The organism is Sulfitobacter sp. SBS6, assembly GCF_048285585.1.
Classification (GTDB): Bacteria; Pseudomonadota; Alphaproteobacteria; order Rhodobacterales; family Rhodobacteraceae; genus Sulfitobacter; species Sulfitobacter pontiacus.
This window is the reverse complement of sequence record NZ_JBLWBA010000006.1, coordinates 699,303-721,451: the sequence shown is the minus strand read 5'-3', so window position 1 is coordinate 721,451 and position 22,149 is coordinate 699,303. Positions and strand designations below refer to the sequence as shown.

At 60.4% G+C, this 22,149-nt stretch carries 26 protein-coding genes; 10 read left to right on the top strand and 16 right to left on the bottom strand.

The window, feature by feature from the left end; genetic code table 11:
• Window positions 1-7: 7 nt before the first annotated feature.
• Together ACNQ62_RS12560 and fahA are read right to left on the bottom strand one after the other, a co-directional pair.
• Complete coding sequence (locus tag ACNQ62_RS12560; protein WP_418094971.1) at window positions 8-1,675, bottom strand: ABC transporter substrate-binding protein; 1,668 nt, start codon at window positions 1,673-1,675, stop codon at window positions 8-10.
• 301 nt (window positions 1,676-1,976) lie between these two features.
• The gene (gene fahA, locus ACNQ62_RS12555) at window positions 1,977-3,230 is read right to left on the bottom strand and encodes a fumarylacetoacetase (protein WP_278424423.1); all 1,254 of its coding nucleotides are present in this window, start codon (window positions 3,228-3,230) and stop codon (window positions 1,977-1,979) included.
• 99 nt (window positions 3,231-3,329) lie between these two features.
• On the opposite strand from fahA, the gene ACNQ62_RS12550 reads away from it, so the two are divergent.
• Window positions 3,330-3,776, top strand: a complete 447-nt coding sequence (locus ACNQ62_RS12550; RefSeq protein WP_064215891.1) for a MarR family winged helix-turn-helix transcriptional regulator — start codon at window positions 3,330-3,332, stop codon at window positions 3,774-3,776.
• 47 nt (window positions 3,777-3,823) lie between these two features.
• Here the strand turns inward: ACNQ62_RS12550 and ACNQ62_RS12545 are convergent, their stop codons facing one another.
• From ACNQ62_RS12545 to ACNQ62_RS12490, 12 genes are all read right to left on the bottom strand, one after another.
• Complete coding sequence (locus ACNQ62_RS12545; protein ID WP_005849997.1) at window positions 3,824-4,633, bottom strand: division plane positioning ATPase MipZ; 810 nt, start codon at window positions 4,631-4,633, stop codon at window positions 3,824-3,826.
• A gap of 155 nt (window positions 4,634-4,788) precedes the next feature.
• Complete coding sequence (locus ACNQ62_RS12540; protein WP_418094970.1) at window positions 4,789-5,106, bottom strand: hypothetical protein; 318 nt, start codon at window positions 5,104-5,106, stop codon at window positions 4,789-4,791.
• 205 nt (window positions 5,107-5,311) lie between these two features.
• The gene (gene rpmE, locus ACNQ62_RS12535; RefSeq protein ID WP_005849993.1) at window positions 5,312-5,533 is read right to left on the bottom strand and encodes a 50S ribosomal protein L31; all 222 of its coding nucleotides are present in this window, start codon (window positions 5,531-5,533) and stop codon (window positions 5,312-5,314) included.
• An 11-nt stretch (window positions 5,534-5,544) separates the two neighbouring features.
• Entirely contained in the window at window positions 5,545-5,928 is a 384-nt protein-coding gene (gene rplS / locus ACNQ62_RS12530) for a 50S ribosomal protein L19 (protein ID WP_005849991.1), read from the bottom strand.
• Window positions 5,929-6,163: 235 nt separating this feature from the next.
• The gene (locus tag ACNQ62_RS12525) at window positions 6,164-7,123 is read right to left on the bottom strand and encodes a phosphoribosylaminoimidazolesuccinocarboxamide synthase (RefSeq protein ID WP_418094969.1); all 960 of its coding nucleotides are present in this window, start codon (window positions 7,121-7,123) and stop codon (window positions 6,164-6,166) included.
• Window positions 7,124-7,142: 19 nt separating this feature from the next.
• Window positions 7,143-7,934 carry a tRNA (guanosine(37)-N1)-methyltransferase TrmD gene (gene trmD / locus ACNQ62_RS12520; protein WP_037941238.1) on the bottom strand — a complete coding sequence of 264 codons (792 nt, stop codon included), beginning with the start codon at window positions 7,932-7,934 and terminating at the stop codon, window positions 7,143-7,145.
• Window positions 7,935-7,973: 39 nt separating this feature from the next.
• Window positions 7,974-8,495 carry a ribosome maturation factor RimM gene (gene rimM / locus ACNQ62_RS12515; RefSeq protein WP_005849988.1) on the bottom strand — a complete coding sequence of 174 codons (522 nt, stop codon included), beginning with the start codon at window positions 8,493-8,495 and terminating at the stop codon, window positions 7,974-7,976.
• Window positions 8,492-8,641 (bottom strand): hypothetical protein, encoded by a 150-nt coding sequence (locus ACNQ62_RS12510; RefSeq protein WP_005849987.1) that lies wholly within the window; start codon window positions 8,639-8,641, stop codon window positions 8,492-8,494. The genes rimM and ACNQ62_RS12510 overlap by 4 nt, the downstream gene beginning before the upstream one ends.
• A gap of 181 nt (window positions 8,642-8,822) precedes the next feature.
• Window positions 8,823-9,209 carry a 30S ribosomal protein S16 gene (gene rpsP, locus ACNQ62_RS12505; protein WP_005849986.1) on the bottom strand — a complete coding sequence of 129 codons (387 nt, stop codon included), beginning with the start codon at window positions 9,207-9,209 and terminating at the stop codon, window positions 8,823-8,825.
• A 46-nt stretch (window positions 9,210-9,255) separates the two neighbouring features.
• Window positions 9,256-9,552 (bottom strand): chorismate mutase, encoded by a 297-nt coding sequence (locus ACNQ62_RS12500; protein WP_005849985.1) that lies wholly within the window; start codon window positions 9,550-9,552, stop codon window positions 9,256-9,258.
• 88 nt (window positions 9,553-9,640) lie between these two features.
• Window positions 9,641-11,149 (bottom strand): signal recognition particle protein, encoded by a 1,509-nt coding sequence (gene ffh, locus ACNQ62_RS12495; RefSeq protein WP_386175766.1) that lies wholly within the window; start codon window positions 11,147-11,149, stop codon window positions 9,641-9,643.
• A gap of 202 nt (window positions 11,150-11,351) precedes the next feature.
• Window positions 11,352-11,933, bottom strand: a complete 582-nt coding sequence (locus ACNQ62_RS12490) for an FMN-dependent NADH-azoreductase (protein WP_005849982.1) — start codon at window positions 11,931-11,933, stop codon at window positions 11,352-11,354.
• 123 nt (window positions 11,934-12,056) lie between these two features.
• On the opposite strand from ACNQ62_RS12490, the gene ACNQ62_RS12485 reads away from it, so the two are divergent.
• Together ACNQ62_RS12485 and ACNQ62_RS12480 are read left to right on the top strand one after the other, a co-directional pair.
• Window positions 12,057-12,932: a LysR family transcriptional regulator gene (locus ACNQ62_RS12485; protein ID WP_005849981.1), complete on the top strand. Its 876-nt coding sequence runs from the start codon at window positions 12,057-12,059 to the stop codon at window positions 12,930-12,932.
• Complete coding sequence (locus ACNQ62_RS12480; RefSeq protein ID WP_074637235.1) at window positions 12,932-13,822, top strand: DMT family transporter; 891 nt, start codon at window positions 12,932-12,934, stop codon at window positions 13,820-13,822. The genes ACNQ62_RS12485 and ACNQ62_RS12480 overlap by 1 nt, the downstream gene beginning before the upstream one ends.
• 206 nt (window positions 13,823-14,028) lie before the next feature.
• Here ACNQ62_RS12480 and ACNQ62_RS12475 read toward each other — a convergent pair whose 3' ends face one another.
• Window positions 14,029-14,409: an ArsR/SmtB family transcription factor gene (locus tag ACNQ62_RS12475; protein ID WP_074637233.1), complete on the bottom strand. Its 381-nt coding sequence runs from the start codon at window positions 14,407-14,409 to the stop codon at window positions 14,029-14,031.
• A gap of 251 nt (window positions 14,410-14,660) precedes the next feature.
• On the opposite strand from ACNQ62_RS12475, the gene ACNQ62_RS12470 reads away from it, so the two are divergent.
• From ACNQ62_RS12470 to ACNQ62_RS12450, 5 genes are all read left to right on the top strand, one after another.
• On the top strand, window positions 14,661-14,990 hold the full coding sequence (locus ACNQ62_RS12470) for an AtpZ/AtpI family protein (RefSeq protein ID WP_005849975.1): 330 nt from the start codon (window positions 14,661-14,663) through the stop codon (window positions 14,988-14,990).
• A 1-nt stretch (window position 14,991) separates the two neighbouring features.
• On the top strand, window positions 14,992-15,750 hold the full coding sequence (locus ACNQ62_RS12465) for a F0F1 ATP synthase subunit A (RefSeq protein WP_237277710.1): 759 nt from the start codon (window positions 14,992-14,994) through the stop codon (window positions 15,748-15,750).
• A gap of 61 nt (window positions 15,751-15,811) precedes the next feature.
• On the top strand, window positions 15,812-16,048 hold the full coding sequence (locus ACNQ62_RS12460; protein WP_005849971.1) for a F0F1 ATP synthase subunit C: 237 nt from the start codon (window positions 15,812-15,814) through the stop codon (window positions 16,046-16,048).
• Window positions 16,049-16,134: 86 nt separating this feature from the next.
• Window positions 16,135-16,686, top strand: a complete 552-nt coding sequence (locus tag ACNQ62_RS12455) for a F0F1 ATP synthase subunit B' (RefSeq protein WP_005849969.1) — start codon at window positions 16,135-16,137, stop codon at window positions 16,684-16,686.
• 3 nt (window positions 16,687-16,689) lie between these two features.
• A complete protein-coding gene (locus ACNQ62_RS12450) occupies window positions 16,690-17,250 on the top strand; it encodes a F0F1 ATP synthase subunit B (protein ID WP_037941252.1) in 561 nt (186 codons plus the stop codon).
• 58 nt (window positions 17,251-17,308) lie between these two features.
• On the opposite strand, the gene ACNQ62_RS12445 is transcribed toward ACNQ62_RS12450, so the two are convergent.
• On the bottom strand, window positions 17,309-18,076 hold the full coding sequence (locus ACNQ62_RS12445) for an FCD domain-containing protein (RefSeq protein WP_064215896.1): 768 nt from the start codon (window positions 18,074-18,076) through the stop codon (window positions 17,309-17,311).
• Between the two features lie 125 nt (window positions 18,077-18,201).
• On the opposite strand from ACNQ62_RS12445, the gene ACNQ62_RS12440 reads away from it, so the two are divergent.
• Complete coding sequence (locus ACNQ62_RS12440) at window positions 18,202-18,510, top strand: hypothetical protein (RefSeq protein ID WP_418094968.1); 309 nt, start codon at window positions 18,202-18,204, stop codon at window positions 18,508-18,510.
• A gap of 173 nt (window positions 18,511-18,683) precedes the next feature.
• Window positions 18,684-22,139, top strand: coding sequence for a chromosome segregation protein SMC (gene smc, locus ACNQ62_RS12435; protein ID WP_418094967.1), 3,456 nt, complete (start codon window positions 18,684-18,686; stop codon window positions 22,137-22,139).
• Window positions 22,140-22,149 lie beyond the last annotated feature (10 nt).

Below are 22,149 nucleotides of genomic sequence, written 5' to 3'. Positions count from 1 at the left end.
CGGGTGTTTACGACGTCCAGGCCATCCGCGCAGGGTGGTATTCAAAGCCGATGTGGTGTCCGGCCCCGACCAGCCCTTCGCGGGTGTGGTTATAAAGCGAGCGCCAGTAAGGCTGGATCGTGACGCCTTCGTTCTGGATCAGCGCTTCGCCCTTGGCCATCAGAGCGCGACGTTTTTCGACATCGGCGACCGACAGGGCCTCGGTCAGGAGGGCGTCGAATTCGGGGTTGGACCAGCCAAATTCGTTCCATGCCTCGCCCGAGCGATAGGCCAGCGCCCAGATCTGCACACCCAGCGGACGCGCGTTCCAGTTGGTCGAGGAGAAGGGGTATTTCGTCCAGTCGTTCCAGAAGGTCGACCCCGGCAGGATCGTGCGTTTCACCTTGATGCCAGCGTCGCGCAACTGTGCGGCGACCGCATCTGTGGTGTCCTTGCGCCATGCGTCGTCGATGGAAAACAGCTCATGCTCGTAGTCGGCCATGCCGGCTTCTTCCATCAGGGCGCGGGCACCTTCGGGGTCCGCCTCGCGCGGGGGGAGCTCGGCATATTCGGGGTGCATCGGGCCGACGTGGTGGTTTTCGGCCACCAGCCCGCGACCGGCATAACCCAGTTCAAGCAGCACGGCGTTATCGACCGCCATAGCCAGCGCCCGGCGGACACGCGCGTCGGCATAGGGTGTCTTGCCGTCCACCTCGGCCAGTTGGTTGGGGCGGATCACGATGGTTGCACCCGTGGCGATTTCGTTCTGGTTCCAGCCGTCCAGCGTGCTGAACACGTCGATGAATTCACCCTCGATGGAATAGGTGGCGTCGATCTCTTCTGCTTCGGCGGCGGCGACAAAGGCCGAAGGGTCAGTGCCGTAGTCGATGTATTCCAGCCGGTCGATATAGGGCCCGCCGTAGACCTCGGTGCCCCACCACGTGTGGTCGGGGTTCTTGACCAACACGGCCTTGATCCCGACTTCGAGAGATTCGGGCAGGTAGGCACCGGTGCCGACAGGGTTGTCGAGCATGGTTTCCGGATCAAACCCTTCGGGGACGATGGCCGCGGGATAATCGGCCATGCCGGGGATCAGGGTGATGTCGGGGCGGGGCAGCGACAGCTTGACCGTATGGTCATCCACCACGGTGATCGCGCCTTCGATCGCCTGACCGGAGTCCTCGTCGATCAGCGTGGCAAAGCGCCCGGCCATCGAGTTGCCCTCGACCGATTTATCGCACCAGCCCGTGATGTTGCGCGCCACATCGTTGGCGGTGAAGGGCGTGCCATCGTTCCACGTGACACCTTTGCGCACGTTCAGCACATATTCGGTGGCGTCTTCGTTGATCTCCCAGCTTTCGAGCAATGCGGGGGTGAATGTGCCGTCATTCTCCCAGATCGCGAGATATTCAAGCCAGCCGCGGGTGATGTTGGCGATCTGCGACCAGTCGTAGGTGCGCGGGTCTTTCAACGCGCGGACCTCCATCTGCATCCGTACGGTGCCGCCGGATTTATGCGCGGCCGCATGTGCGGGCGCTGCCATGCCGATCATCGCATAGGCGGTTGTCGCCGTGGCCCCAAAGGCGCTGGCGAGAGCCAGAAATTCGCGTCGGTTGACCGGATCGCGTTTGGCAGCTTCGGCAGAGGCGTGGATGGCGGCGGGTAAGGGGGTGCCGGTACGGGTTAAGAACGTCATGATCTTCCTCTCTGGTCGGGTGCTGCCCCTGTGGTTCGGGCGGCGGATACGAAGCACAAGCACAGGCGCTGGATGCTTTGCGGTGATGCAGCTTTGCTGCGTTTATTGGCTAGAAATGTAACTAGCATGTATCACAGAGTTTCAAGCATTGCGCGGCGGTGCGTCAACCCACAGCAGCGGCGGTCACCGGAGTTTGCGCCAAACGCAATGCGCGCCCGATCCGGTTCAGGATCAGACGCGCGATCGGTGGCGCGCTGTTGGGCGCCTCCGGCGGGAGTTTATTTGGCAAAATGAAGCGCGGTTATGGCGTGGGTTTCGCAGGCAGGATCGTACCGGCACAGGCCCCGAAGCCGATGCGATACCCGTCGCCTGCGGCGTGGCCGGTCAGGATCATCGTATCCCCGTCCTGCACAAAGCTGCGGGTGGTGCCATCGTTCAGCGCGATCGGCTCCGCGCCGCCCCAGCTGAGTTCGAGCAGGCTGCCGCGGGCATCTTTGTCGGGGCCGGATATGGTGCCGGAGCCGAGCAGATCGCCCGCGTTCATCGCGCAGCCCGACGCCGCGTGATGCGCCAGTTGTTGCGGGGCGGAATAATACATCGTGTTGTAGTTGGTACGCGCGATGACCTGTTGTTCGCCGCCATCGGGCTGGATGATCACGGAGAGGTCAATGTCATATAGCATCGGTTTCGGCTCTGCCAGATAGGGCAGCAGATCAACCTCGCGCTCGGGCGTGGAGGCGCGGAAGGGCTCAAGCGCCGCTTTCGTCACGATCCACGGAGAGATGCTGGTGGCGAAGGCCTTGGCCTGAAACGGCCCGAGCGGTTGATACTCCCACGCCTGAATGTCGCGCGCGGACCAATCGTTCAGCAGCACATAGCCAAAGATCATCTCGTCCGCTTCGGCCACGCTGGGGGTGTCGCCCATATCGGTGGAGGTGCCGACGATGGCCCCCATCTCGAGCTCGATATCAAGGCGCTGGCTGGGGCCGAAATACGGGGTCTCGGCGTCCGCCGGTTTGATTTGCCCGTTGGGCCGCCGGATGTCAGTGCCGGAGACCACAACGGTCGAGGCGCGGCCGTTATAGCCGATGGGCATATGCAGCCAGTTCGGGGGCAGCGCGTTTTCCGCGCCCCGAAACATGGTGCCGACGTTGGTGGCATGATGCCGGCCCGCGTAGAAATCGGTGTATTCCGAGACGACAATCGGCATGTGCAGGCGGATGTCAGCCATGGGGACAAGATGCGGGGCGACCTTGGCCTGGTCGGGGCTGCCGGTTGCCAGCAGGTCGGTCAGGCGGTCGCGCAGGGTGGCCCATGCGTCGGGGCCCAGATCCATGACGTCATTCCAATAGGGCACATCGAAGACAGGATCGAAGTGGAGCAAGATCAGGTCTTCGGCCTCTACCGCGGCCATGTCGAGCACCATATCCCCGATCGCCACGCCACAGCGCGGTTCGAGCGTGTCGGTGGAAAACACACCGTACGGCAGGTTGTTGAGCGGGAAGTCGGTGTCGGCGCTGTTCGCGCTTTCAACCCAAGAGGTCAGCAATGTCATCGGTGTTCCTTGCGTGTCGCTGCGGGTGCGGGAAAGCTACCTTGCAAAATCTGCTTCGTTGGTAATAGTCCTTTGTGTAACTAACAAGCGATTGCCCTGATGCCAGACCAGAATTTCGAGCTGACCCATTTTCTGCCCTACCTTCTAAACCAGGCAGCGGAAGCGAGCAGTCTGGCGTTTCAGCGCACCTATAAAGATCGCTACGGGATGCTGCGGACCGAGTGGCGGGTGCTGTTTCATCTGGGGCTTTATGGCGAGATGACGGCCAGCGATATCGGGCAGCGGGCGAATATGCATAAGACCAAGATCAGCCGTGCGGTGCAAAAGCTGACAGAGCGACGATTTGTGACGCGGCTGCGCGGGGATCACGACCGACGGACCGAGATGCTGTCCCTGACGACACAGGGTCGCGCGGCCTATGAGCATCTTTACGAGGTGGCAAAGGCCTATGACGCGCGTCTGACTGCGGATTTAACGGCGGCGGAGCGGGAGACGCTGAAGCGGTTGCTGGTCAAGCTGGCGGCGGGACAGGGCAGCGCGGGCTGACGGCGGGCCGGAGGGCGACGGGGGGGCACATGCCCCCGCGCGCAGGTTCAAAAGTTGATGTCGACGCCGGGTAGGTCCAGCGCTTTCATCAGGTCGCGCAGCTCTTGCCGTGCCGCGACATTCGAGATGTTCAGCTGCTTGACGCCGATATCCTTGAGGTCGAGCAGGGTCAGGCCACGGGGGAAGAGTTCGCGGAAGATGACGCGTTCGTTAAAACCGGGGGCAATACGGAACCCAATGCGTTTGCTCAGGTTGGCGATGGCGCGTTCCATCTTGTCCTTGTTCACCATGCGCTGCGCGCCCATGCGGTTGCGCACGACGATCCAGTCGATCGGGGCAAGGCCCGCCTGAGCCCGCAGCTGCCGCGCGTTCCAGACCATTTCGGAATAGACGGAGGGGCCGGTGATCTTGTCGCCCATAGCGTCGGTGCGCGCCAGCAGGTCGAAATCGATAAAGCTGTCGTTCAGCGGCGTGATCAGCGTGTCGGCCAGCGAATGCGCCACCTGGCTGAGACGGGTGTGGGACCCCGGGCAGTCGATCAAGATGAAATCGGACGTCGGTTCAAGCTCTGCCACGGCGGCGCTGAGGCGATGGTCGTAGATGTTTTCGCCGGGCTGCAGGCTGCTTGCCTCGATCTCTGGCAATTCGTGCATCTCGGGCGAGGGGAGGTCGAGCTCGGCACTGGCGAGGAAGGATTTACGGTTGTCGACATAGCGCCCGAAGGTGCGCTGGCGCAGATCCAGATCCAGCACGCTGGTCTTATGCCCCATCCGCGCAAGGGCTGTCGCCACATGCATCGAAACGGTGGATTTCCCCGCCCCGCCTTTTTCATTCCCGACGACGATGATATGCGCCATTGCCTTTTGTCCCTTTCACTCCCCGTTTTTATCGGGGTCACATTGGGAAAAACCATATGGCAGCGATGGCGCTTTTGAAAGCGTTTGTGGCTCTAGATTGTGGTTATTGTTGCGAAATTCACCCGCAGGAACGCGCCGCGCAGGGGCAGTGCCCGCTAGCCCGATTGGCGCAGCGGCGGGGTGTGCGCGCCCATGCCGCCGGTGTCGATCGCGACGGCGGTATCCTGGGGCACAGCCAGATGGGCGCGGCAATCGGCGGCGATCTGGGTCAGCGCATCATGAGGACCGTGCAGACGTTCCAGCGCGCCTGCAAGCACCAGCGCCTGCGCATAGCTGCCACGGGCGACCAGATCACGGGCTGCGGTCAAATCCTCGGCCGGGAGGGGGGCGGGATCAGCCTGCGCGCGCGGGGCCTTGCTGCTGTTGGCACCGCGAGGCGGTCGGGGTGGGGTAGAGAGCGGGAAAGCGGGCATCAGCGAACCTTTCGTGGAGGGCTGAGAAGACTATGGGCCGTAGTTGCTTTCTAAAACCTAAACAGCCGCCGCTTTGTTCCGTAAAATGTGACCTGACCCTTGGGCAAAGACGCGATGTCGCGCCTCGGGCTAAGTCACAGTCGTGAAACGAAAAATGGCGCGCCCGCGAGGGCACGCCATTTCTGAATTCCGCAATGGAAAGGGTTTAGAAGCCCAGACCTGCGTATTTGTTTTTGAACTTGGACACGCGGCCGCCGGTATCCATCAGGCGGGATGTGCCGCCGTTCCATGCAGGGTGCACAGAGGGGTCAATATCCAGCGCCAGTTGGTCGCCTTCTTTGCCGTAGGTCGATTTCATTTCCACAACGGTGCCATCTGTCATTTTGACGTTGATGGTGTGGTAATCGGGGTGTGTATCGGCTTTCATGACAGCTCTCCTTACGCGTTCGCGCCAGATTTTGGCTTGTAGTGTACGTTTTCAACGATACGTGCCGACTTACCACGACGCGAGCGCAGGTAGTACAGTTTCGCACGACGCACACGGCCACGACGGACAACGGTGATGCTTTCGATGTTGGTGGAGTGCAGCGGGAATACGCGCTCTACGCCTTCACCAAAGGAAATCTTGCGCACGGTGAACGAACCGGCAATGCCGTGGCCGTTGTTGCGTGCAATGCAGACGCCTTCGTAGTTCTGAACGCGGGTACGTGTACCTTCGGTCACTTTAAAGCCCACGCGGATGGTGTCACCGGCGCGGAAGTCTGGGATTTCTTTCCCCAGTTCGGCGATTTGTTCCGCCTCGATCTGTGCAATCAGGTTCATCTGATCGTCTCCTATGAATGCTCGCGGTTAGTCCACGAAGTTTTGTGCGATCCAATAGCTTCGGTCTGTCTGGCGGGCCCGCCGTGGCGTCCCATCGAAGGTAGGGTCATCTTTGCTTGTCATCTGCGGATGCAGAAAAGACTGGAGGCGCACGTGCGCGATTCCAGACTTGCGCGTCGTATAGGCGGGATGCCCCTTCAGATCAAGAGCGTATCACCCGTACACGCGCATGTTTTCAGCCGGTGAAATAGGGGCGCAGATTGTGCCGCACGCGGTCCAGCACGGTGTCGCCCTCCAGATCGGGGACGAAACGTTGGCCGGTAATCGCCTCGAACGCGTCGATATAGACTTGCGAGGCGGCGGCGATCAGGTCGGCGGGGATTTCGGGGATGTCATCGTGATAGGGGTCGCAGCGGGCATCGACCCAAGACCGGATCACATCCTTGTCGAAGGACGGCGGGCGTGTGCCGTTTTCCAGCGCGGCGTCATAGCCTTCGGCGAGCCAGAACCGCGAGCTGTCGGGGGTGTGGATTTCATCGGCCAGCAGGATATTGCCCTGCGCATCAGTGCCGAATTCATATTTTGTGTCCACGAGGATCAGCCCGTTTTTCGCCGCCATTTCCTGACCGCGGGCAAAGAGTTTCAGGGCGATGTCGCTGATCTGGTCCCATTGCGCCTGGGTCAGCAGCCCTTGGTCCACGATCTCTTGGGCGGTTAGCGGAGCATCGTGTCCGCCGTCGAATTCCTTGGAGGTGGGGGTGATGATCGGCGCGGGCAGCGCCTGATTGTCGCATAGGCCATCGGGGAAGCGGTGGCCGTACATCTCCCGTTCACCTTTCTTGTATAGCGTCAGCACCGATGTCCCTGTGGAGCCGGCAAGATAGCCGCGCACGACGATCTCTACGGGCAGGATGGTCAGATGCTTGCCGATCACCACATTGGGGTCGGGGTAGTCGAGCACGTGGTTGGGGCAGATGTCGGAGGTGTTGTCGAACCAGAACCGCGCGGTCTGGGTCAACACCTGACCCTTGAACGGGATGGAGGTGAGGATACGGTCAAAGGCTGAAATACGGTCAGAGGAAATCAGGATGCGCCGGTCGTCGGGCAGGTCATAGCAGTCACGCACCTTGCCGAAATAGGGGTTCGGCAGCTCATCAATGCGGGCGTGATCAAGGGTGCGGGTCAGGTCTGTCATGGTCTGCCTTCCGTGGGGGTCACTTCTTGGACGTATATGTCGCCCACATGTCGGGGCGTCGTTGTTCTGTCAGGGTTTCTGACTGGGCCTGCCGCCATTTGGCGATTTCGCCATGGTTGCCGGACATGAGAACCGGCGGAATGGGGCGGTCTTTCCATTCGGCGGGGCGGGTGTATTGCGGGTGTTCCAGCAGGCCAGAGGAATGGCTTTCCTCGACCACGCTGTCGGCATTGCCCAAGACACCGGGCAAGAGCCGCACGGTGGCGTCGATCATGGCTTGCGCGGCCAACTCTCCGCCGGTCATGACAAAATCGCCAAGGGAGACTTCGGTGATGCCGTAATGGTCGATCACCCGCTCGTCGACGCCTTCGAAACGGCCACAAAGGATGGTCACGCCGGAGCAGGTGGCCAGATCCTGCGCCATCGCCTGATCAAATCGCCGCCCGCGCGGAGACATATAAAGGATCGGCCAGCGTCCGGCGGCACCGGCCATCGCATCCTCGATCGCGGGGCCGACGACATCGGCGCGCATGACCATACCTGCGCCGCCGCCCGCGGGGGTGTCGTCAACATTTCGGTGTTTGCCTACGCCGTAGCCGCGCAGATCATGGGTGCGAAGCTGCCATGTGCCTTCTTGCAGGGCGCGGCCCGTCAGGCTGGCCCCCAGCACACCGGGGAACAGTTCGGGGAAAAGGGTCACGATCTCGGCCCGCCAGACGCCGGCGTAATCGGGCGTGTCCTGCATCAGCTCGCGCGGCTTGAACGTCGGACGGACAGATTGCCGCCCGTGGGAGCGTGAAGGGGTGCTCATGTGATCGCGGACTGTGTCATGCGGGCCTTTCGTACGGGCTTAGACGTCTTTTGCATCAGGCAGGATGCCCTCGGGCGGGTCGGCGATGATGCGGCCTGTGGCCAGATCGACCGTGGGCACCGCCGCCTTGGTAAAGGGCAGGAACACGGTCTGCGCGCTGCCCGCAAGCTGCGTTTCCAGCAGATCGTCAGCGCCGTGGTTCTGGACGGTCTTGACCTTGCCGATCAGCGTGCCGCCGGTGTCATAGACCTCTAGCCCGATCAGGTCGGTGTGGTAGAATTCATCGTCGGGCAGCGACGGCAGCTGGTCGCGCTGCGCAAACAGCACGGTGCCGCGCAGGGCGTCGGCCTCTTCTTTAGAGGTGACATCGGTGATGCGCGCGACAAAGCCGTTTTTGACCGGACGCACCAGCGCGAGGTTGAAGCTGCGCGTGCCATCCTCGCTCGAGAGCGGGCTGTAGCTTTCGATATCTTCGGGCACCGCGCAGTAGCTTTTGATCCGCAGTTCCCCACGGACACCATATGCGCCAGAGATCGCGCCCACCGAAATTTTATCGCTCACTGCAAAAGCTCCGAGTTTAAGCAAATTGTACCGGTCCACTGACCCTCGCCCGCGCGGCATTCCGATTTCATCAGGGTGCGTTCGAACCAGATGCCGATGGCGACACCGATACCGAGGATGAGAAGAAGGCGCAAAAGACGAAACATTGTCAGCTTCCAATCTGGTCCAGGGGCGGGGCGCAGGGGACCGATGAGAGCGGGCCGCTGCGGCGGGACGTGTCATTTCGTGTACCACGTACATCGGACAGGCTGCACGCGCAAAGATGCGGGCTGTCGGATATACCTGAAATCCCCGGCGCGGCAGGAACCGCGCCGGGGGATGTGCCGATTATTCTTCGGCGGCGTCTTCTGCAGGTGCAGCAGCGGCTTCGGCAGCAGCGGCGGCCTTGGCTGCTTTCTCTTCAACGCGCTCTTGCGCTTTCTTGCCGGGGGTACCCTTCTTGGGGTTGTTCCGCTCGGTTTTCTCTTTCACGCCAGCGGCTTCCAGCATGCGTGCAACACGGTCGGTTGGCTGCGCGCCCTGGCTGATCCAGTATTGAACGCGCTCGACGTCCATTTTCACGCGCTCTTCGCTGTCTTTTGCCAGCAGCGGGTTGTAGGTGCCCAGCTTTTCAATGAAGCGGCCGTCACGTGGCATGCGGCTGTCCGCTGCAACGATGCGGTAGAAGGGGCGCTTTTTGGAACCGCCACGGGCGAGACGAATTTTCATGGACATAGGTAGTTTCCTTTAGTTGAGACTGGGGTCAGGGACGCGCCCGGACCTATGATTGGTGTTGTTTGTGGTGCTGAATGACTTCAGCGATGATGAAGTTCAGAAACTTCTTGGCGAATTCGGGATCGAGGTCAGCCTCTTTCGCCAAATCTTCGAGCCGCTTGATCTGGTTCGCTTCGCGGTCCGGATCAGAGGGGGGAAGGTCGTGTTCGGCTTTGAGTTTCCCCACAGCCTGCGTGTGTTTGAACCGCTCGCCCAGAGTATAGACTAGGATCGCGTCCAGACGGTCGATGGAGGCGCGGTGTTCTTTCAGAACCTCGGCGGCGCGGGTGACAGGATCGGTCATGCGGCGGCTCCTTTCACGGCTAAGGGGAGGGCGCGTTGCACGGGCAGGCGCCTCCGGCAGGAGTTTATCTGGCAAAATGAAGCGCGGATCATTTCTTTTTCCCGAAACCGGAAAGGCCGCCGGGCAGGCCGGCACCTCCGCCTATTCCGCCCAGACCACCAGGCAGTTTGCCGCCCATCTGTTTGGCCGCGGCTTCCAGTGCTTTGGGGTCCATCTGGGACGGGTCCATACCACCGGGCATGCCGCCTTTGCCCATCATGCCCTTCATGGCTTGTTTGAGCATGCCGCCTTTGCCCATTTTGCCCATCTTTTTCATCATGTCGCCCATCTGGCGGTGCATTTTCATGAGCTTGTTGAGTTCGGACACTTCCAGACCTGCGCCTTTGGCGATGCGCTTTTTGCGGCTGGCTTGCAGGAGGGCGGGGTTGGCGCGCTCTTTCTTGGTCATGGATTGGATCAGGGCGATCTGGCGTTTGAGGATCTTGTCATCAAAGCCCGCATCTTCGACCTGTTTGGCCATTTTGCCCATGCCGGGCATCATGCCCATCATGCCCTGCATGCCGCCCATCTTGAGCATCTGTTCAAGCTGCATTTTCAGGTCGTTCATGTTGAACTGACCTTTGGCCATGCGCTTCATCATCTTTTCGGCTTGTTCAGCCTCGATGGTTTCTTGCGCTTTCTCGACCAGGGCGACGATGTCGCCCATGCCAAGGATACGGCCCGCGATGCGGTCGGGTTCGAAGGTTTCCAGCGCGTCCATCTTTTCGCCCAGGCCGACGAATTTGATGGGTTTGCCGGTGACGGCGCGCATCGACAGCGCAGCACCGCCGCGGCCGTCGCCGTCCATGCGGGTCAGCACGACGCCGGAGATGCCAATGCGGTCGTTGAAGTTTTCGGCGGTTTGCACGGCGTCCTGGCCGGTGAGACCATCGACGACCAGCAGGGTTTCACGGGGGTTGGCGACATCGCGCACCGCTTCGACCTGGCGCATCAGCTCTTCGTCGATGGAGAGGCGGCCCGCGGTGTCGAGCATATAGACGTCGTAGCCGCCCATCGATGCCTGCGTCTTTGCGCGTTTGGCAATCTGGACGGGGTTTTCGCCTTTGACGATGGGCAGCGTATCGACGCCGATCTGCACGCCGAGGATCGCCAGCTGTTCCATCGCCGCAGGGCGGTTCACATCGAGCGAGGCCATCAGCACGCGCTTGCCGTCGCGGTCTTTCAGACGTTTGGCGAGCTTGGCCGTGGTCGTGGTTTTACCGGAGCCTTGCAGACCGACCATCAGGATCGGGGCGGGGGGGCTGTCGATTTTCAGCGCGCCGGGTTCGCCTTCGCCTTTCAGCGTGTCGATCAGCGCGTCGTGGACGATCTTGACGACCTGCTGGCCGGGGGTGATCGATTTGGTGACGGCCTGACCGGTGGCCTTGTCCTGCACCGCTTTGACGAAATCACGCGCGACGGGCAGGGAAACATCGGCCTCGAGCAGGGCGACGCGGACTTCGCGCAGGGCGGTTTTCACATCCTCTTCCGAGAGGGCACCCTGTTTGGTGAGACGGTCAAAGACGCCGGAGAGGCGTTCGGAAAGATTCTCAAACATGGGCCATGGCCCCCTTCGATCGGTTGCGGTGCCCCTCAGATAGGATGCCCGCGTTGAATACGCAAATGCCCCCACGGGCGTAACACGCTGGTGGGGGGCGATCTCTGGCCGCGCCAGAGACCGGAAGACATGGTGCTTCCGGAGTTTGCGGATCGTTTAGGCGAGCGGCGGGGCTGAGTCAACCCGCCGCGCCGCCCGAGGATTATGCTGCCTTGAGCGCATCCACAGCTTCGTTCGCGCGGGCGATGGTGCCTTCGGCATCTGTTGCCAGCGCGTCGGCGGCCACGATGGTCACGTCGGTCATGCCCATGAAGCCCAGAACGGCCTTGAGGTAGCCGGTGTTGAAGTCCGCCTCGGACCCGGCGGGCACGCCACCGGAGGCCATCGCCACGATCACGCGCTTGCCTTTGACCAGACCTTCGGGGCCGTTTTCGGTATAGCGGAAGGTAACGCCGACACGGGCGACCAGATCGATCCACGCCTTCAGCGACGCGGGCACGCTGAAGTTATAGATGGGCGCGCCGATGACGATTGTGTCGGCGGCCAGAAGCTCTGCGACGAGCTTGTCGGATTCAACCAGCGCTTCGCTTTGCTCGGGCGTGCGGTCTGTCTCGGGGGTGGCGCGGGCGATGGCCCATGTTTCGGTGATCTGGGGCAGGGGTTCGAGAGCCAGATCGCGGACGGTAACATCATTGTCGCCCAGTTGCGCGATGATCCGGTCGGTGAGGCCGCGGGTCACAGAGCTGGTGGTGTTGGCAGAGGAATCGATACGCAAGATAGACATGGGAGGATATCCTTTCGTGTTAACTTTCTTCCCTCTACATGATCCTTGCCCGTACGAACGCAACTGGCGAAACTGCGGGTGATGTGTTCAATAATGCACAGTCGGGCAGACGAGGGGCCGAGAATGGACAATTGGGAAGAAATCAAGACGGCCTATCAGGTGGCGCGCATGGGCACGGTCAGTGGCGCGGCCGAGGTTCTGGGCGTTCATCATGCGACGGTGATCCGCCATGTGGATGCGCTGGAACGACGGCTGTCGGTGAAGCTATTCCAACGGCACGCGCGCGGCTACAAGACGACGGAGGCGGGCGAGGATCTGCTGCGTGTGGCCTCTGCCACGGATGACCAGTTCAGCCAGCTTGCCAGTCGCATCAAGGGGCGCGGCGAAGCGGTGTCGGGCGAGCTGGTCGTGACCTCCCTGATGGAGCTTTCAAGCTGGATGACCCCTTTGTTGGTCGCGTTCCAGAGGGAAAACCCCGATGTGACCCTGCGCTTTCTGACCGGGGAGAGATTGTTCCGGCTGGAGTATGGCGAGGCGCATATCGCGATCCGCGCGGGGCAGGTGCCCGAGCAGCCGGACAATGTGGTGCAGCCTTTCTATCAGTTCCAGATGGGGCTGTTCGCGCATAAGGACTATATCGCGGCCTTCGGGATGCCGTCGGGGGTCGAGGAGTATGGCAACCATCGGTTTGTCGGCCATGACGACGCGCAGATGCGTGCGCCCTTCTTCAAATGGATGCGCGAGGTGGTGCCGGCACATGCGATCTCCTTTCGCGGTCTCCATGCAGACGCGCTCCGCGTTGCGGTGCTGGAGGCGGCGGGGATCGGGTTTGTCGATCTGATCGAGGGGCGCGCCAACCCCGATCTGGTCGAGGTGCACCCGCATCTGCCGGAATGGGATTCGATGCTGTGGCTGGTCACCCATGTTGATCTGCACCGCACGCCAAAGGTGCAGGCCTTGCTGTCGTACCTGAAAAAAGCCGTCAAGACGGGGCTGTGATGCGATCTGATCTGCAGGGGCATCTGGCGATGCTGGCATTTTCGGCGCTGGTGGCGGGGTCATTTTCGCTTGGGTCGCTGTCGGCCAATCTGATCTCGCCCACGGCGTTGAATGCGGCGCGGTTCGTGATCGCGGGCATGGTGATTGCCGTGGCGGTCGCTGCGACGACAGGTGTGCCGAAAGGGGCCACGCGCGCGCCCTGGCGCTATCTGGTGCTTGGGGGGCTTTTCGCTGTCTATTTCGTGCTGATGTTCGAGGGGTTGAAGACCGCGCGCCCCGTCAGTGCGGCGGCGGTGTTTACGTTGACGCCCGTGATTGCTGCGGGGTTTGGGTGGCTCTTGTTGCGGCAGGTGACGACAGGGCGGATGGCGCTGGCGCTGGCCATCGGTGCGGTCGGCGCGCTTTGGGTGATTTTTCGCGCTGATCTGGCCGCGCTGCGGCGGTTCGAGCTCGGGTATGGCGAAGCGGTGTATTTCGTCGGCTGCGTAAGCCATGCGCTGTATACGCCGATGGTGCGCAAGCTGAACCGCGGAGAGCCGGCGGTGGTGTTCACCTTGGGCACGCTGATCGCCGGTGGTGTGTTGTTGTTTATCTATGGTTGGCGCGATGTGCTGGGGACGGATTGGACCGCGCTGCCCGCGATTGTCTGGATCACCATCCTCTACGTCGCGATCGCTGCGTCTGCCGCGACTTTTGTATTGCTGCAATTTGCGTCCCTGCGGCTGCCGTCGGCCAAGGTGATGGCTTATACCTATCTGACGCCCAGCTGGGTTATTCTGTGGGAAGTCGCATTGGGCAATGGCGCACCCGGCCCGCTTGTTTTCGGGGGCGTGGGGCTGACGATTGTGGCGCTGTATCTGCTGTTGCGGGACGATACCAAAGCGGTTTGATCAAAAGGGCGGGAACCGATCCGACATATCCAGCGTTAAGATCACATAAAGTTTATAAAGGGACTATTCTAATGCGTAGCATTATTTATCTGATCGGTTTGATTGTTGTTGTTCTGGCGATCCTGCGCTTTGCGTTCGGCGTCATTTAATAACATCAAGTTTGGCCCTTCTGTGTAAAACCTCGTCGCAGGAGGGCCAATATTTATCTATTCTTCCAACGTCCCCGGATCATTCTGCGCCGCATCCCCTGACGTTTCGCGTATTTCGGCGGCCAGAAACCTTTCAAAATCATCAAGATTGATCGGGTCATATTGACCAAAGCCCTGCATCCACACGGACGGGGCTTTTAGGGCTGCCGGCTCGAGCTTGCACCATTTGAGCCGCCCGCGCTTTTCCTGCACGATCAGACCTGCACGTTCCAGCACCGACAGATGTTTCGATATCGCAGCGAGCGAAATGCCGAAGGGGTCGGCGACGTCTGTGACGGCCATATCATCCTCAAGAAGCATCGCCAGAATGGCGCGCCGCGTCGGATCGGCGAGCGCGGCAAAAATCGCGTCGAGCTGTGTGGCGGGCGGTTGGGGCACGGCTGTCTGGATGTCCTTGATGCGCGGGTAGGGGCGGTTCTTATGAGGTAGCGGAAACCACGCTTAACCAAAAGGTTGAATATGATTGTCGCGTGAATTTGCAAGGGGTGCGGGCAGTTTGCACCTGAATATGAACTGCGGCTCAGCGTAAAATCGTTTGATTACAGTCCCTTGGGTGGTCGGCTAACAGAGTTGACTCTGAAGCGGTGTGAAAGTAGCTACTGCGCAACACATCCAACAGGGATTTTGGCGTGACCGATCCGGACCAACAGCAGCGGCTAAAGCAGCTTGAGGCAAAGATCGAAGCAGCCAAACGGGCGCAGGCTCCAAAACCCCGGGCGGATGAACATTATTCCCAGGCATCGCTGGCCTGGCGGATGGTGATCGAACTTTGCGCCGGTCTGGGGATCGGTTTTGGCATCGGATACTCGTTGGATTGGTTCTTAGGAACGCTCCCGATTTTCATGGTGCTGTTTGTAATGCTGGGCCTTGCGGCAGGGGTGAAGACGATGCTCCGCTCCGCGCAGGAAATCCAGGAAAAGAAGATGGCCGATGTGGCCGATGAAGAAAAAGGGCCCTGACATGGCGGCAGAAGCACACGGCGAAGAAACAGGCGGTTTGGCTTTTCACCCGATGGATCAGTTCATCGTCAAGCCATTCTTTGGCGACGGCGCTGTATCCTGGTACACAATCACCAACGCAACAGTCTGGATGGCCGTTGCCGTTCTGGCGATCTTTGCGCTGCTGGTTCTGGGCACCTCGAAACGGTCGGTTATCCCGTCGCGCATGCAGTCGGTCGCTGAGCTGGCCTATGGCTTCATCTACAAGATGGTCGAGGATATCTGCGGTAAAGAAGGGGTGAAATACTTCCCCTACATTATGACCCTGTTCATGTTTATCGTCTTCTCGAACTTCCTGGGCCTGCTGCCGATGGCGTTTACCCCGACATCGCATATTTCGGTCACCGCTGTGATGGCCTTCGCCGTGTTCTTCGGTGTGACCATTCTGGGTTTCGTCAAGAACGGCGCATCGTTCCTGAGCCTGTTCTGGGTCAGCAGCGCGCCCCTGGCACTGCGTCCGGTTCTGGCCCTGATCGAGCTGATCTCGTACTTTGTACGTCCGGTCAGCCACTCTATCCGTCTTGCGGGTAACATGATGGCGGGTCACGCCGTGATCAAGGTTTTCGCGGGCTTCGCGGCACTTGCTGCCATCGCCCCCTTCTCGGTTCTTGCGATCACGGCGATGTATGGTCTCGAGGTGTTGGTTTCCTTCATCCAGGCATATGTTTTCGCGATCCTCACATGCGTTTATCTGAAAGACGCATTGCACCCGCACCACTAACACCAAGGCGGGATATTCCCGCCTGACCAATCACCAAAATTCCATTGTAAGGAGAAATGACATGGAAGGCGAACTCGCACAAATGGGCCAATTCATTGGCGCAGGTCTGACAGCATTCGGCATGGGTGGCGCAGCCATCGGTGTGGGCAACGTTGCAGGCAACTACCTGGCTGGCGCACTGCGCAACCCATCTGCTGCTGCTGGTCAAACAGCAACTCTGTTCATCGGCATCGCCTTTGCAGAAGCCCTGGGGATCTTCTCGTTCCTCGTCGCTCTGCTGCTGATGTTCGCTGTCTAAGCTTAAGACACCTACGTCCTTACGCTTCGGGCAGTGCGCTATGGCGCGCTGCCCGAAAGACTTCCACGCTTTGACAGGAGCCCGCTATGGCGACGGAACCGATTACTAGGGAAATCGCTGGCACATGTGTCAACGAATTTGGCAGCGCCATTGGTATGCCACAGCTTTGCATTGATTGGTTCGGCAACCAGATTTTCTGGCTTATCGTCGCTCTGGTCGCAATTTACTTTATTCTGTCGCGCGTTGCCCTGCCACGCATCGGCGCTGTTCTGGCGGAGCGCCAGGGCACCATCACCAATGACATCGCCGCCGCCGAAGACCTGAAGGTCAAAGCGACGGAAGCAGAGGCCGCTTACGACAAAGCCTTGATCGACGCCCGTGCAGAAGCACAGCAGATCATCGCCGCCGCGAAAGCCGACATTCAGGCCGATCTGGACAAGGCGATTGCCAAGGCAGACGCCGAGATCGCCGCCAAATCTGCCGAGTCCGAAAAAGCGATCAGTGAAATCCGCGCCTCCGCGATGGAGAACGTTGAAGCTGTCGCCAAAGACACAGCCGAGGCAATCGTCGCCGCCGTCGGTGGCTCTGCTGACGCGAAAACAATTTCCGCGGCCGTCGATGCCCGGATGAAAGGATAAGCCATGCGTTTGACCTTCTCAGCCCTCATCGCCGGTCTGGTCGCCTCCCCTGCTTTTGCAGCTGGTGACGTGTTCTTTTCGCTGCGCAATACGGACTTTATCGTCCTGCTGGCTTTCCTGCTTTTCGTCGGTGTTTTGATCTATTTCAAAGTGCCAAAGATGATGGGCAGCATGCTCGACAGCCGCGCCGAAGGCATCAAGTCCGAACTGGACGAAGCCCGTGCGCTGCGTGAAGAAGCGCAGACGCTTCTTGCCAGCTACGAACGCAAGCAGCAGGAAGTGAAAGAGCAAGCGGACCGTATCGTTACATCGGCCAAGGCCGAAGCGAACGAAGCCGCGGATCAGGCACGTGCCGACCTGGAGAAATCCATCGCGCGCCGTATGGCCGCCGCGGAAGAGCAGATCGACTCCGCTCAGGCTGCTGCCGTTAAAGAAGTCCGCGATCAAGCTGTTGTTGTGGCCATTGCTGCTGCCAAGGATGTTATCGCCAAGAAGATGACAGCCGCAGAAGGCAATGCATTGATCGACAGTGCAATTGCAGAAGTCGACACAAAGCTTCACTAAGTTTTAACGAACTGACTTTAAAAGGCCTCGGTATTGACCGGGGCCTTTTTACGTGGGGCTAGGTGTTTGTCTCGTGTTGAAGACGTTGTCGCGCGACATCTTCATTACGCTCGGCTTTTTGATGATCGCGCAGGGCGTTCTCGACATAGGTCAGATGCGCCTCAACTGCGGCTTGTGCTGCGGCGGGATCACGTGCCTGTAATGCGTTGTTGATGGCGCGGTGCTGATCCAGCAGGGCGGTGCGCGTTGTGCGCTGTTTGAACATGACTTCGCGATTGTAGAATACGCCGCCACGCAGCAAGTCATACATCGACCGCATCATATGCAGCATGACGACGTTATGGCTCGCCTCTGTGATCGCCATATGAAACTGCGCGTCCAGTTGCGCTTCGTCATCTGCGTTACGCTTCTGGTGCGCCGCTTCCATCTTGTCGAAAACTGCCTGAATGACCCCAAGGTCGGTGTCAGAACCAAGCCGCGCGGCCCGTTCGGCTGCCAGCCCCTCCATGTCGCGGCGGAACGAAAGATAGTCGAACACGGCTTCGTCGTGACGTGCAAAAAGCTCTGTCAGGGCAGGGGAGAACGCGCTGCCGAGCACATCGGCGACATAGACCCCCGCGCCGGGCTTTGCGGTCAGCAATCCGCTGGCCTGAAGCTGTGCAATAGCATCCCGAAGCGAGGGGCGCGAAACGGCCAGACGCTCTGCCAACTCACGCTCTGCGGGTAGCCGTTCGCCGGGCCGCAGAATGCCACGTAAGATTAACTGTTCTACCTGTCTTACGACAGCGGCTGACAGTTTTTCGGAGGCGATAGGTTGAAAGGGCATCGGCGTTTCCTTGGATTGGTCAAATTATATGACCGGAGGGGCGGGGCGGCAACGCGATTGTTTTCTGCACAATGTTGGTCCGCATTAACACTCGCTTAGGGTGCCGCGCGTTAGATGGGCTCATGATGAGAGATACGCGATTCCTTACCGTTTTGCTGTGCGCCTTGGTGATGGTGTTTGTCACGGGCTGCAACATGCCGAGCGCGAATTTCAGTGGCCTGCCTGCCACCGCCATAACGGTGGACGGTTCTGACTTTGACGTGCGCGTTAACGGCAATCAGGCGGAAGCGATACGCACCAATATGGAATACGCCCCCCGCTTCGGCCCAATCCGCGACCGTGCGGCACGGGCGATGGCGCAGGTCAGCGGGTGCGAGGTCACGCATGTCGCGGGGGATCAAGCGCTTGCCTTCGGGAAGCTGGACTGCGGATGAGGGGTAGAACCGTCAAACAACCATAGCGAAAGGGAAACGCGATAACAGACATAGAATAACAATATCTTGTGGATAAGGTGGCTACTTCCCGCTCTACCTAGCGGGGTCGCGTTGACTCTAAACCCGATGATCCGCAATTCTGGCTATCCATAAGAATCAGGCGGGCACGAACATTGCGGTTTTCCAAACTCAGGCTGACAGGCTTTAAAAGCTTTGTAGACCCCACTGATCTGATCATCTCGGATGGTCTAACCGGCGTTGTTGGCCCGAATGGTTGCGGCAAGTCCAACCTGCTTGAAGCGCTCCGTTGGGTGATGGGCGAAAACCGTCCGACCGCTATGCGCGGTGGCGGTATGGAAGATGTGATTTTCGCGGGCGCGTCCTCTCGTCCGGCCAAGAACTTCGCCGAAGTCGCGTTGCATATCGACAACTCCGAACGTCTCGCGCCGGCTGGGTTTAACGACGGTGATAGCATCGAAATCATCCGGCGGATCACCCGTGATGTCGGTAGCGCCTATAAAGCGGCTGGAAAGGATGTGCGCGCGCGCGATGTGCAAATGCTGTTTGCCGACGCATCAACGGGAGCCCATTCGCCAGCGTTGGTACGCCAAGGCCAGATTTCGGAATTGATCAACGCCAAACCGAAGAACCGGCGCCGCATCCTTGAAGAAGCCGCGGGTATTTCGGGGCTTTATGCCCGCCGTCACGAGGCTGAATTGAAGCTGAATGGTACCGAAGCCAACCTTGCGCGCGTCGACGACGTGGTTGAACAGCTTGCCGGTCAGCTTTCGCAATTGGCGCGCCAGGCCCGTCAGGCTGCGCGTTATCGCGATATTGGGGATGCCCTGCGCCGGACCGAAGGGGTGCTGCTGTATCGGCGCTGGCGCGTGGCCGAGGATGCGCGTCAAACGACGGCCGAAGCGCTGCGCACCCAGATGGCCGTCGCCGCCGAGGCGGAAAAAGCAGTGCGTCAGGCCACTGTAGCACGGCAAAAAGCGGAAGAGGCTTTGCCGCCCCTGCGTGAGGAAGAAGCGATCGCGGCCGCTATCGTGCAGCGGCTCGGTGTACAGCGCGATACCTTGAGCGATCAGGAAAACCGCGCTCGGGCCGCGATTGACGCCTTGACCAAACGCATCGCGCAGTTGACCCGTGATCTGGACCGCGAAGGTGAGTTAAACCGCGACGCCGAAGAAACGATCACGCGGTTGGAACGGGAAGAACGTGACCTATCGGATGCGGGCAAGGGCCATGAAGCTGCGGTCGCGGAGGCGGCAGAGCGCGCGAAAGAAGCCGCCGGCGTGCTCGAAAAACAGGAAGCGGATCTGTCAAAGCTGACCGAGGATGTCGCCCGTTTGGTCGCGCGTCACAGCTCTGCCGAACGTTTGCTGAACGATCACCGCAAGACGCTTCAACGATCGGAAGCGGAAGCGGATAAAGCGCGTGCCGCCGTCGCGCAGAGTGCCGCCGCACTCGAGAAGGCAAACGCCGATTTCAGCGCCGCCCAAGCTGCAGAGACACAGGCGCATGCGGCCTCTGTCGCTGCCGAGGAAGCCTTGCAAAAGGCAGAGGACGACCGCGCTGCCACGCAAAGTCGCGAGGCAGATGCCCGTGCCGAGCGGTCAGAGGCCGAGGGCGAGCTGAACGCCATTCGCGCCGAAGCAGGCGCGCTGGCGAAGCTGGTAGAGCGTGACACTGCCGAGGGTGGTCAAATTCTGGACCGCCTGCAGGTCGAGCACGGGTTTGAAAAAGCGCTTGGTGCTGCCCTGGCCGATGATCTGCGCGCCCCGGATGTCGAGGCCGACGGGCCCTCGGGGTGGGCATATTTACCTGCCTATTCAACGGTCCAGCCTCTACCCGAGGGGATCACCCCGCTGACGGCGCATGTCTCGGTGCCTGATGTTCTGAACCGCCGGATGAGCCAGATTGGTCTGGTCGACGCGGACGACGGCACGCGGCTTCAACCACTGCTGCTGCCGGGCCAGCGTCTCGTTTCGCCAGAGGGCGATTTGTGGCGGTGGGATGGTTTCCGGGCGTGGGCGGAGGATGCGCCCTCGGCCGCCGCGCTTCGTTTGCAACAAATTAACCGTTTAGAGGTACTCAAGCAGGGGTTAGAGCAAACGAATCAACGGGCAGAGGCTGCGCGTGATGCACATGAAACATTGCAAAAGCTTCTGCTTGCTCAGGCAGAGGCAGACAAAAATGCGCGGGCGCTGCGGCGCGATGCAGACCGTGCTGTTGCGGATGCAGGACGGGCCCTAAGCCGGGCTGAGGCGGATCGGAACCTGGCGGAGAGCCGGTTGGACAGTTTGGGGTTGGCCGTCGCCCGCCACGAGGAAGAGGCGATCGAGGGTCGACGTTTGGTGACGGAGGCAGAGAATGCGCTTGCGGCGCTTGACGACGTCTCAAGTGCCCGCGCCGATGTGGAGATGTTGCGACAGACCGTTGAAGGCGCGCGCATTGCGATGATGACGAGGCGTTCTGCGCTGGACGAACTGCGTCGCGAGGGCACCGCGCGCGAGAGACGTGCCCAGGATGTCGCCAAGGAGTTGGGCGGCTGGCGGAACCGCCTGGACACGGCGGGAAAACGCAGCGCCGAGCTTCTTGAACGTAAAGAAGCGTCCGAAAGAGAGTTGACCGAAGCGAGCTCTGCCCCCGGGGAAATCGCGGCGAAACGTGAAGAGTTGACGGGCGCAATTTCTGCGGCAGAGACCCGCAAGCAGGCGGCCAGCGCACAGTTGTCTACCGGGGAAGCTGATTTGCGCGATACGACATTGGCTGAGCGTGACGCAGAGCGCTTGGCGTCGGAGGCGCGCGAGGCGCGGGCGCGGGCAGAGGCGCGCGCGGATGCGGCGAAGGAAACGGTGGCCCTTGCCGCAGAGCGCATTGATGAAGAACGTGACACGACCCCCGAAGCGCTGGCAGAGACACTTGAGATCAATGCAGATGAGATGTCAGATGTCGAGGTTCTTGAAAACCAGCTGAGCCGTTTGAAGGGACAGCGCGAAGCCTTGGGTGCTGTGAACTTGCGTGCCGAGGAAGACGCGAAAGAGGTTCAGGCGGAACACGACACTCTGGTTGGCGAAAAGGCGGATTTGACCGAGGCGATCCGGACATTGCGCAGCGGTATCGCGAGCCTGAATAAAGAAGGCCGTGAACGCTTGCTGACCGCATTCGAAGAGGTGAACAGCAATTTCTCTATGCTGTTTAAACATCTTTTTAACGGTGGTGAGGCCAATCTTGTGATGGTCGAATCGGACGATCCTCTGGAGGCGGGGTTGGAGATTATGTGCCAGCCGCCGGGCAAAAAGCTTAGCACGCTTAGCCTATTGTCTGGGGGCGAACAGACCTTGACCGCGATGGCGCTGATTTTTGCAGTGTTCCTTGCGAACCCTGCGCCAATTTGTGTGTTGGACGAGGTTGACGCGCCTTTGGATGATGCGAATGTGACGCGCTTTTGTGACCTGTTGGACGAGATGTGCCGACAGACTGACACGCGCTTTTTGATCATCACGCACCATGCTGTCACCATGGCGCGAATGGATCGGCTGTTCGGCGTCACCATGGCGGAACAGGGCGTCAGCCAGCTGGTCTCTGTCGATTTGAAGAAGGCAGAAACGCTGGTGGCCTAACGCCCGGGTC

What these genes read in the sequence shown, in the direction of transcription:
- ACNQ62_RS12560 (WP_418094971.1), bottom strand. Translation starts at nt 1,675, where the DNA reads ATGACGTTCTTAACCCGTACCGGCACCCCCTTACCCGCCGCCATCCAC.
- ACNQ62_RS12450 (WP_037941252.1), top strand. Translation starts at nt 16,690, where the DNA reads ATGCGTTTGACCTTCTCAGCCCTCATCGCCGGTCTGGTCGCCTCCCCT.
- ACNQ62_RS12500 (WP_005849985.1), bottom strand. Translation starts at nt 9,552, where the DNA reads ATGACCGATCCTGTCACCCGCGCCGCCGAGGTTCTGAAAGAACACCGC.
- rpsP (WP_005849986.1), bottom strand. Translation starts at nt 9,209, where the DNA reads ATGTCCATGAAAATTCGTCTCGCCCGTGGCGGTTCCAAAAAGCGCCCC.
- ACNQ62_RS12525 (WP_418094969.1), bottom strand. Translation starts at nt 7,123, where the DNA reads ATGACAGACCTGACCCGCACCCTTGATCACGCCCGCATTGATGAGCTG.
- ACNQ62_RS12445 (WP_064215896.1), bottom strand. Translation starts at nt 18,076, where the DNA reads ATGCCCTTTCAACCTATCGCCTCCGAAAAACTGTCAGCCGCTGTCGTA.
- ACNQ62_RS12465 (WP_237277710.1), top strand. Translation starts at nt 14,992, where the DNA reads ATGGCGGCAGAAGCACACGGCGAAGAAACAGGCGGTTTGGCTTTTCAC.
- ACNQ62_RS12485 (WP_005849981.1), top strand. Translation starts at nt 12,057, where the DNA reads ATGGACAATTGGGAAGAAATCAAGACGGCCTATCAGGTGGCGCGCATG.
- ACNQ62_RS12490 (WP_005849982.1), bottom strand. Translation starts at nt 11,933, where the DNA reads ATGTCTATCTTGCGTATCGATTCCTCTGCCAACACCACCAGCTCTGTG.
- fahA (WP_278424423.1), bottom strand. Translation starts at nt 3,230, where the DNA reads ATGACATTGCTGACCTCTTGGGTTGAAAGCGCGAACAGCGCCGACACC.
- ffh (WP_386175766.1), bottom strand. Translation starts at nt 11,149, where the DNA reads ATGTTTGAGAATCTTTCCGAACGCCTCTCCGGCGTCTTTGACCGTCTC.
- ACNQ62_RS12460 (WP_005849971.1), top strand. Translation starts at nt 15,812, where the DNA reads ATGGAAGGCGAACTCGCACAAATGGGCCAATTCATTGGCGCAGGTCTG.
- ACNQ62_RS12510 (WP_005849987.1), bottom strand. Translation starts at nt 8,641, where the DNA reads ATGTTTCGTCTTTTGCGCCTTCTTCTCATCCTCGGTATCGGTGTCGCC.
- trmD (WP_037941238.1), bottom strand. Translation starts at nt 7,934, where the DNA reads ATGAGCACCCCTTCACGCTCCCACGGGCGGCAATCTGTCCGTCCGACG.
- ACNQ62_RS12440 (WP_418094968.1), top strand. Translation starts at nt 18,202, where the DNA reads ATGAGAGATACGCGATTCCTTACCGTTTTGCTGTGCGCCTTGGTGATG.
- ACNQ62_RS12545 (WP_005849997.1), bottom strand. Translation starts at nt 4,633, where the DNA reads ATGGCGCATATCATCGTCGTCGGGAATGAAAAAGGCGGGGCGGGGAAA.
- rplS (WP_005849991.1), bottom strand. Translation starts at nt 5,928, where the DNA reads ATGAACCTGATTGCACAGATCGAGGCGGAACAAATCGCCGAACTGGGG.
- ACNQ62_RS12540 (WP_418094970.1), bottom strand. Translation starts at nt 5,106, where the DNA reads ATGCCCGCTTTCCCGCTCTCTACCCCACCCCGACCGCCTCGCGGTGCC.
- ACNQ62_RS12480 (WP_074637235.1), top strand. Translation starts at nt 12,932, where the DNA reads ATGCGATCTGATCTGCAGGGGCATCTGGCGATGCTGGCATTTTCGGCG.
- ACNQ62_RS12550 (WP_064215891.1), top strand. Translation starts at nt 3,330, where the DNA reads ATGCCAGACCAGAATTTCGAGCTGACCCATTTTCTGCCCTACCTTCTA.
- rpmE (WP_005849993.1), bottom strand. Translation starts at nt 5,533, where the DNA reads ATGAAAGCCGATACACACCCCGATTACCACACCATCAACGTCAAAATG.
- ACNQ62_RS12455 (WP_005849969.1), top strand. Translation starts at nt 16,135, where the DNA reads ATGGCGACGGAACCGATTACTAGGGAAATCGCTGGCACATGTGTCAAC.